The organism is Mucilaginibacter sp., from assembly GCF_039207105.1.
In the GTDB taxonomy this organism is placed as follows: Bacteria; Bacteroidota; Bacteroidia; order Sphingobacteriales; family Sphingobacteriaceae; genus Mucilaginibacter.
Map to the genome: position 1 here is coordinate 1 of NZ_JBCECK010000192.1, position 8,088 is coordinate 8,088.

At 41.1% G+C, this 8,088-nt stretch carries 8 protein-coding genes; 3 read left to right on the forward strand and 5 right to left on the reverse strand.

Features of this window, described 5'->3' with window-relative positions; genetic code table 11:
- Positions 1 to 162: 162 nt before the first annotated feature.
- Together bioA and AAGC65_RS23165 are read left to right on the forward strand one after the other, a co-directional pair.
- Positions 163 to 1,428, forward strand: a complete 1,266-nt coding sequence (bioA, locus tag AAGC65_RS23160; protein WP_343114844.1) for an adenosylmethionine--8-amino-7-oxononanoate transaminase — start codon at positions 163 to 165, stop codon at positions 1,426 to 1,428.
- 2 nt (positions 1,429 to 1,430) lie between these two features.
- Positions 1,431 to 2,033: a hypothetical protein gene (locus AAGC65_RS23165; protein ID WP_343114845.1), complete on the forward strand. Its 603-nt coding sequence runs from the start codon at positions 1,431 to 1,433 to the stop codon at positions 2,031 to 2,033.
- A 264-nt stretch (positions 2,034 to 2,297) separates the two neighbouring features.
- Here AAGC65_RS23165 and AAGC65_RS23170 read toward each other — a convergent pair whose 3' ends face one another.
- The 5 genes from AAGC65_RS23170 to AAGC65_RS23190 form a co-directional block, all read right to left on the reverse strand.
- Complete coding sequence (locus AAGC65_RS23170; protein ID WP_343114846.1) at positions 2,298 to 4,154, reverse strand: sulfatase-like hydrolase/transferase; 1,857 nt, start codon at positions 4,152 to 4,154, stop codon at positions 2,298 to 2,300.
- 92 nt (positions 4,155 to 4,246) lie between these two features.
- The gene (locus tag AAGC65_RS23175) at positions 4,247 to 4,891 is read right to left on the reverse strand and encodes a hypothetical protein (protein ID WP_343114847.1); all 645 of its coding nucleotides are present in this window, start codon (positions 4,889 to 4,891) and stop codon (positions 4,247 to 4,249) included.
- A gap of 73 nt (positions 4,892 to 4,964) precedes the next feature.
- Positions 4,965 to 7,061, reverse strand: coding sequence for a ComEC/Rec2 family competence protein (locus AAGC65_RS23180; protein ID WP_343114848.1), 2,097 nt, complete (start codon positions 7,059 to 7,061; stop codon positions 4,965 to 4,967).
- A gap of 42 nt (positions 7,062 to 7,103) precedes the next feature.
- A complete protein-coding gene (locus AAGC65_RS23185; RefSeq protein ID WP_076373420.1) occupies positions 7,104 to 7,439 on the reverse strand; it encodes a MerR family transcriptional regulator in 336 nt (111 codons plus the stop codon).
- Positions 7,440 to 7,487: 48 nt separating this feature from the next.
- Entirely contained in the window at positions 7,488 to 7,685 is a 198-nt protein-coding gene (locus AAGC65_RS23190) for a hypothetical protein (protein ID WP_343114849.1), read from the reverse strand.
- A 247-nt stretch (positions 7,686 to 7,932) separates the two neighbouring features.
- Between AAGC65_RS23190 and AAGC65_RS23195 the strand changes: the two genes are divergently transcribed.
- Positions 7,933 to 8,088 (forward strand): alanine--tRNA ligase-related protein (locus tag AAGC65_RS23195; RefSeq protein WP_343114850.1); only part of this gene is annotated, 156 nt, incomplete at its 3' end.

An 8,088-nucleotide genomic window follows, 5' to 3' on the forward strand; every position in this document is an offset into this window, starting at 1 on the left:
CCTTACACCCTTGAATTTTCCGATAAAAACCATTGCCTATGATTTTGACGGCGAAGGTGATGTACTCCAGGCTTTCAGGTGGATAAATATTGCGGAGTTAACTACGGATGATGTTACCTTCCCGACAGATAAACGTGTTGTTGAATTATTAAGAGCAGAACTATGAACTTAACCCAGCGAGATCAAAAAGTAATATGGCACCCTTATACCCAAATGAAAACCGCTGCCCCGCCAATAGGCATTGTAAAAGGTGAGGGGGCCTGTTTGTTTGATGAAGAAGGCAAAAGATATATTGACGCCGTATCATCATGGTGGGTAAATATTCATGGGCATGCACACCCTTATATCGCCCAAAAAGTTTCTGAACAGTTACACAAGCTTGAGCATGTTATTTTTGCGGGCTTTACCCATGAAGGTGCTGTAGAACTGGCGGAAAGACTATTGGCTATTTTACCTGACAATCAGCAAAAAGCTTTTTACTCAGATAATGGCTCAACTGCTATCGAAGTAGCCATTAAAATGTGCCTGCAATACTGGCTCAACAAAGGCGATCAGCGTACCAAAATCATGGCTTTCAAGAATGCTTATCACGGTGATACCTTTGGCGCTATGGCTGTGAGCGGTCGCAGTGCTTTTACCGCCGCGTTTGATAGTTTATTGTTTGAGGTAGAATTTATTGATACACCTAATAAGGATAATATAGAGGATCTCAAATCACAAATCACAAATCTTAAGTCTGAACTTGCTTGTTTTATTTTTGAACCCCTGGTCCAAGGATCGGCAGGTATGCTCATGTACGAGGCCGAATATCTGAACCTACTAATGGCTCATTGTAAACAAGAAAGCGTGCTGATGATTGATGATGAGGTATTCACCGGGTTTGGGCGTACGGGCAAGCCCTTTGCTTGTAACCATGTACAGGTGCAGCCCGATATCATGTGCTTTTCAAAAGGTTTAACAGGAGGCACTATGGCCTTGGGCCTAACCACTTGTACGCAGGAAATATATGATGCTTTTTTATCTGATGATAAACTGAAAACCCTATTCCACGGGCATTCATTTACCGCTAACCCAGTAGCGATAGCAGCAGCTTTGGCCAGTCTTGATCTTTTTTTGCAGCCTGAAACTGCGGTAAACACACAACGCATACAGGCATCGCACCGGCAGTTTGCTGCTAAAATACAGCATCACACTAAAATAAAAACGGTACGGCAAACCGGCACCATTCTGGCTATGGAATGGGAAACCGGCGATAATACCTCATACTTTAGCTCGCTGCGCGATAAATTGTACCATTACTTTTTGGCCGAAGGTATTATATTGCGCCCGCTGGGCAATGTTATATACATTTTACCGCCATATTGCATTACTAATGCCGAACTCGATTATGTTTACAGCAAAATTGAGCAGGCCCTCGAAGAAATATAATTATGCTGAATACATTATTACCCCAAATAATTGCTGATAACGAGTTACACTCCCGCTGGCTAAACACGCTGTCGTTGATGGAAAATACCGGTGCGCGTAAAATATCGGCCAGTGAAGATCCGCTTACGGTTACTTATATTATACTAAAACATGCCGCAGAGGAACACCGCCATGCTTTTTACCTTAAAAAGCAACTGGAAAAAACCGGTGTTGAACTGCCGACATATGCCGCTGAATATCTATTAGCACCAGGTTCAAGTAAGTATTATTTGAATCAGCTGGATGTGGATGTTTGCCGTTACCTGAAAAAAGAGCTGGGACTAAGCGGTAGCGAATTGCGTTTTGCGGCCTACCTGCTGGTAACTTATTCTATTGAGGTACGTGCCGATGAGCTTTATCCTATTTATCAGGATGCGCTTGATGCTGCGGGAAGTAAGGTGAACGTAAAATCGATCATTTTGGAAGAAGAAGGCCACCTGGAAGAGATGCTGAACCAACTGCATAAATTCTCGCCCGATTGGGAGCGCCATGCTAACAAAGCCGTTGAATTTGAAACCAAACTGTTTAACCAATGGGTTGAGCAACTGGGAAGATCATTGAAATAATCTACCATTGTCATCCTGAGCGATAGCGAAGTATCTGTTGTAAAATGTAAATGGCTCAATAAGAGATTCTTCGCTATCGCTCAGAATGACAAAGAAATTTTGAGCTAAATTAGGCATGATGTGCCTGAATGTGGGGTGCCGAAACAAGTTCGGCATGACGTACTTGTTTATACCGTTAATTCTTTAATTCGGCAATCCCTTAATCCTCAAAATTAAGGTTCAGAAAAAATCAGCGAAATCATCGCAATCAAAAGAAATCAACGGTCAAAGGGCCATGTACTCCGTAAATACCCTTTGTAAAAAGGCTTTACCATATAGCAGTGCATTATCTGTAGTTTGCTGCGATGCTTTTTTGTTGCTGGTATAAACTATCCTTCGGCCCGAATTATCGTACGATACTGTTTGTTGAGGCAGCATAAAACCAAAGCCGTTATCCCAGTCGAAAAAAGCAAAATCTTTAGATTGAGGATTGAGCAGGTCTTTTGACCATTCAAACTCTCTGTGTGGTATACCTAATTGTGATAGAAGCGTAGCTGCAATATCTGTTTGTCCGCCTAATTTGCTGATTTTTGCGCCACGATATTCTGGTTTTATCACATCACCCAAAAATAATAGTGGAATATGGTATTTAACAGGGTCATAAGCTTCTGCCACATTATGGGGTAAGCGATGGCCATGATCGGCCACGAGGATGAACAGTGTGTTTTTATACCAGGCTTGCTTTTTGGCCTGCTCAAAATAAGCATTCAGGCATGAGTCGGTGAAATAAGCCGTACTTCTGAATTTGTTACTGGCATCACCATCTTCATCAGCCGGGAAATGGGCCTTTACAGGCAGTATAAATGGCTCATGATTGGTTGAGGTTTGCAGATACGAGAAAAAGGGTTGTTTTTCCTGCGCGGTATATTGCAGGTGTTTGTTTAAAAGCGTGTTATCATATACGCCCCATTGTGTTTTTACCTCGTTTTTATCAAAGCTATACTCATCAATAATTTTATCGATACCGTGACTTTTCATGAAGATATTAAAATCCATGTAACTGCTTTTGCCGCCGTAAAAGTAAGTAGTTTGATAGCCCGCGTTTTTAAACACCGCCGACAATGCCGGTAGTTTTCTTTGTTTTATGGTATCGGCTACAACGGTGCGTATAGCTTGTGAGGGAAAGCCGCTCATGATAGATATAATACCTTTATCGGTTCTATCGGCAGAGGAATAGATATTGTTGAACAGTACCCCTTGTTTGATAAACTTTTCAAAATTAGGAGCCACGCCCTTATCACCACCAAGCGATTCAATAACGCTGGCGGTATAGCTCTCTATCTGAATGATCACTACGTTGGGGCGTTTGGTAGTTAATATTTGAACAGTGGAATCATTTTTAACCTGATACATATCCTGCACCAGCTTTTGGGCATCGGCCGGGTGCATAAATGTGTAAGGGTTATAAGGCTTACGGAAGTTTTCAAATATGTTGTTAAACAAATTCCACTCCGTATTCATGGCCGATTGGTTCAGGATCTCGTGGTCAGAAAAATAAGCCGCGTTCTGGTTAATGGGCTCGGCTTGCAAGCCGCCACGCATCAGTAAAAAATTAGCAAATACCAACAGGCATATTAGTATGCTTTTAGTGCCCGGTGATGTAGTAGGCTTTTTAAAATTATAATTGATAATGTATTTAGACAGCAACGCGCCGGTGCTTATTAATAATAAACCAATAAAAATGCTTTTACCTACCGGTGATGAACTGGAAGATGCCAGTGCCTCGGAAGGAGCATGATAAAATGAACTGAAAACCCTAAAGGTTACCTTGGTACCCCACTCCCTAAAAATGTTGAAATTGAGTATGGTATTTAAGGAGATACAGAAAAGTATTAACCCTGTATAAATTTTAAGCCAGATAGGTTTAATGTTATAGTTTGGAATGCACCAGTTAATGATAAAACCCAGCAAAGGTATAACACATATATAAGCTGCCGCCGAAGCATCTAAGCGGAAACCGTAAAAGAATGTTTGCAGTATTTCGCCAATGCCGGCTCCCTTAAGTTTGTGTGAAAAATACAGCTCAAACGTAGCCCGGGTAATTGCGAAAAACAACAACCAGAATATGAAAAATCTGATCAAGCAAAAAAGGTTTCTTAACATAGCGGGAGTACAAACATAGTACTTTTAGCCGCAATGTTAAGAAACCTTTAATGAATTGTTAGTGAAGTATTTTATCTTCCGCCGCTCATAGCTTTCAGGTCGTCCATTGAAATTTTTTCAAAATCAGCCGGGATACCGAAAGTTCCTGCCGGTGCTTTTGCCTCGGTTACACTTTTTACCGTAACCTCGGTACTTTGGCCCTGGCTAAATGAGGTGTATTGGATAGGGAAACCACCTGCCTCACGGTAATATTTGGCTATACCGGTAATAGGAACCTCAATATCATTGGTGATCCAAAGGTCATAGGTCTTTTGGGTTTTAGTATCAGTAGCAACTACCTTTTTACAGTTAAAGCCCGATATCTGTTTAGTTTCGGTGCCGGGTGCAAAAGTAAGGGTCGGCATTTCTGCCATAGCCTGATCAACCTCGTCTGGTGTAGCAACGGCCGCTTTTTTTATGTTGGCCACAGGCACATCAACTAAAACCGCCATTGATTTGCCGCCCGCGTCTGTTAAAATTTTTATGGTAGCCGGCCCTGCGCTAAATGTAAAAGCGCTTGAATCGGCCCTGAAGTAACCTTTAGCATCCACCTGCTGTCCGCGCATATTGGTAGTTAAGGCTACAACGCCTTCAGTATACTTTTTTTGCGCGCTGGCGCTTAGGGCTGTTGCTGTAAGAGCCAATCCCAGTGCAACATTTAAAAACTTAATGTTCATAGTTAGTTTGATTTTGTACCAATTTAGTTGTTTTAGATTAAAAGACAAATTTATTGGCGTTTAGTTTAATTTGTCAATTAGATAAAGCCACCAGCGAAATGTTACGCTTAATTATCCTATAATTTATATGCATGGTACGGGCTTCGGTTTCCAGTTGACTGATTGTTTTACTACTGTTGCTGCCGTCAATTACAAGTGTTTGATATTCATAATTCTTATTGATCTGCACGAGGCTGATGTAAGGGTTTTGAGTTATATACAGGTAATCAGTCTTTAATTTTTGAGGTAATTGCATGTGGGCAATTCTATTATCAATCAACAATATCCTTTTATCATAAAACTGAATGAGATTGCCTCGTTTTTTGAGATAAGGAACACTGATGTTCTGGTCGAGTCTCAATAAAATGGTGTTGTTTACTTTACTGCTATCTAAATAGGGTTGTACCGAATAGGTGTAGCTTTTATCGGTATCGGCGAGGTTGCTTACTACAATGGCGTTATTCCCACTTTTAAATACCATTCCCGTGTTTTTTCGCAGGTTTAAAAAAGCAACTGATCTGGTGTTGATGGAATTATATCTTTTAAAACTGATACTAATACTTAGCAAAAGCAGGCACACCAAACTTAGTTTAAGCAACCACGACCTTTTATAATATATAAAACAGAACAAGCCCACCATTAATACATCGGTAATCAGGTATTCGGTAGTGGTAAACCATATTTTACTAATGCTGGCAAATGGAGCATATTCAACAATCGCCAATGCCTTATTCATGAGTAGGATAGTTTTCTCCAACACCCAGGCCAGTATAGTTGAAAGTACCGGTACCCATGAAAACAGCAGGTAGCTTATACCTGTATACATAATAACTGAGGTTGGAATGATGATAAGCAGATTGCTCAGCAAAAAATACACCGGGAACTGGTGAAAATAAAACGCGCTTAACGGAAAGGTGATCACCTGGGCAGCTATGGATACCGAACACAGCGCCCATAGCTTATCGGTCCATTTATTTTTAAACTCAAACCATCCGTATACTATCGGTTGAAATATAATTAAACCGGCAACAGCCAGATAGGACAATTGAAAGCCCACATCTGTAATATAAAGCGGATTGTACAGCAGCAGCATAAAGGCCGATATGGCGAGGATGTTGAGCATATTAATGTGCCGCACAAAAGTTTTACCCACAATAACCATACTGATCATGACGGCCGAGCGACAAACCGCCGCGGAAAATCCGCTAAGCATTGCATAATACCAAATCAGTAGAATAATGACAATAGTTTTTATCAGCCTGCCATATTTGTATCTATCCAGGAAGCTGAGCATCCATTGCAGTAAAAGATAAATGATGGCCACATGTGCGCCGGATACCGATAGTACGTGAATGGTTCCAGTTTTGGAGTAAGCTTGCAAGATGTCATTACTCAGATCGGCTTTATAACCCAGTATCAGGGTTGATGCTACGGCAATAGCATCCGGATTATGTAGTTGCTGCTTGAATTTTGCCACCATTTGCTGCCTCATTTTAAGCGCGTAAGCAATAAGCGGATTCCCTTGATTACGCTTCAATGTTTTGAATTGACCCGGATATAAAAAAGCTTGATGATAAATGTTTTGATGGGCCAGGTATTGCTTGTAATTAAACTCACCGGGGTTAAAAGGTGGATCAATAAGGGTGGTGGTGGCAGGAATCAGCACTCCATCACCGTATTTGAGAGCTGTCTCTCCTTTGATAGTAATGAGTAATGTGCCGTTTACTGCTGTTACTTGCCCTTGGTATATGCTTTGTTTAACTGCTGCAGTAAAGCGCAGTAATCCGTTTTTCAATTGTGGCTCGTTATTGATAACCACTGAAAGGTATTGGGCAGGGATTTTTGAGAAATGCCTTGGATTATTTAACTCAATACTATTTACAGCGCCGATACATCCTGCTATCAGCATCAGCAGGCTCATTAACAGGCCACCAAGCCATCTAAATTTGTAAACGGCCAGTCGCCGGTAACCGATGTTGAGGGTTATAAATAAGATGATGAGGCCGATAAAAAAGCTCCAGAGAACAGGTAAATAATTTACTGGATTAAAAGCGATGCCGATAGCAATACCGGGTAAAAAAGGTAGCAGGAGGGTAACAACAGGTATTTCGCCTTTATGATTCGCGATCATCGGGATATCAATATAAAATAAAGATATGCTTTAGGCGGATACCTACAACTCGTCGCGCACTTCGAGCAGAAATTTTTTGATGTTTTCGAGCGAATCAATAACACGCTGATTTTCTTTGGTATCGCTCATGTTATGTTTTAAGTGCTCTTTGGCACCGTTCAGGGTATAGCCTTTATCGCGGATGAGGTGGAAAATGATCTTGAAATTCTCGATGTCTTCGGGAGTAAAATAGCGGTTGCCTTTTTTGTTCTTTTTAGGCTGCAGTACATCAAATTCCTTTTCATAGAAACGTATAAGCGATTGGTTCACATCAAACATGGCCGATACCTCGCCCATAGTGTAATACATCTTGCTTATTTCGCGGTCTTTATAAGGCATGTGCAAATGTAAGTGTTTAGTAGATAAGTAAGCAAGTAATCAAATTTTTTACCTGGTTTCGCTCCAGGGCAGAGATGAAGCTTTGCCGCTTAACAGATCGGCCCGGCGCTGCTCAAGGTCAATGGAGTGTTCCGGAATTACATCTGGAATACCTTCTATCCGGTATTCGTATTTGAGTCCGTCTAAAAACGCTATAAGCACTCTTTTCTGCTGATCGTCCTGAATATCAACTTTTAACGTTTCCATACACAAATTTAATCTTTATTCGGTTAAAACTCAATAATAACAATAAAACGTATCATGTGGTTTTGTATTGCCCGTTCATTTCGTTGCAACGAGCTTGTAGCTTTCAGCTACGTAAGCTGAAAGCTTACTGTATGCCAACCACGAGATACACTGCGTTAATCTCGCGGTAGAAATGTTATTGAAAGCCCCAAATCTGAAATCGAAAATCCCACATCCTAAATCCTGTAAAATCCTATCTTTGCACACTATGACAGCTTCACAAGTACGACAGGCTTTTCTTGATTTTTTTGTTTCCAAGGGTCACACCGTTGTGCCCTCTGCACCAATTGTAGTAAAAAACGACCCAACCCTGATGTTCACCAACGCGGGGATGAACCAGTTTAAAGATATATTTTTAGGCGAG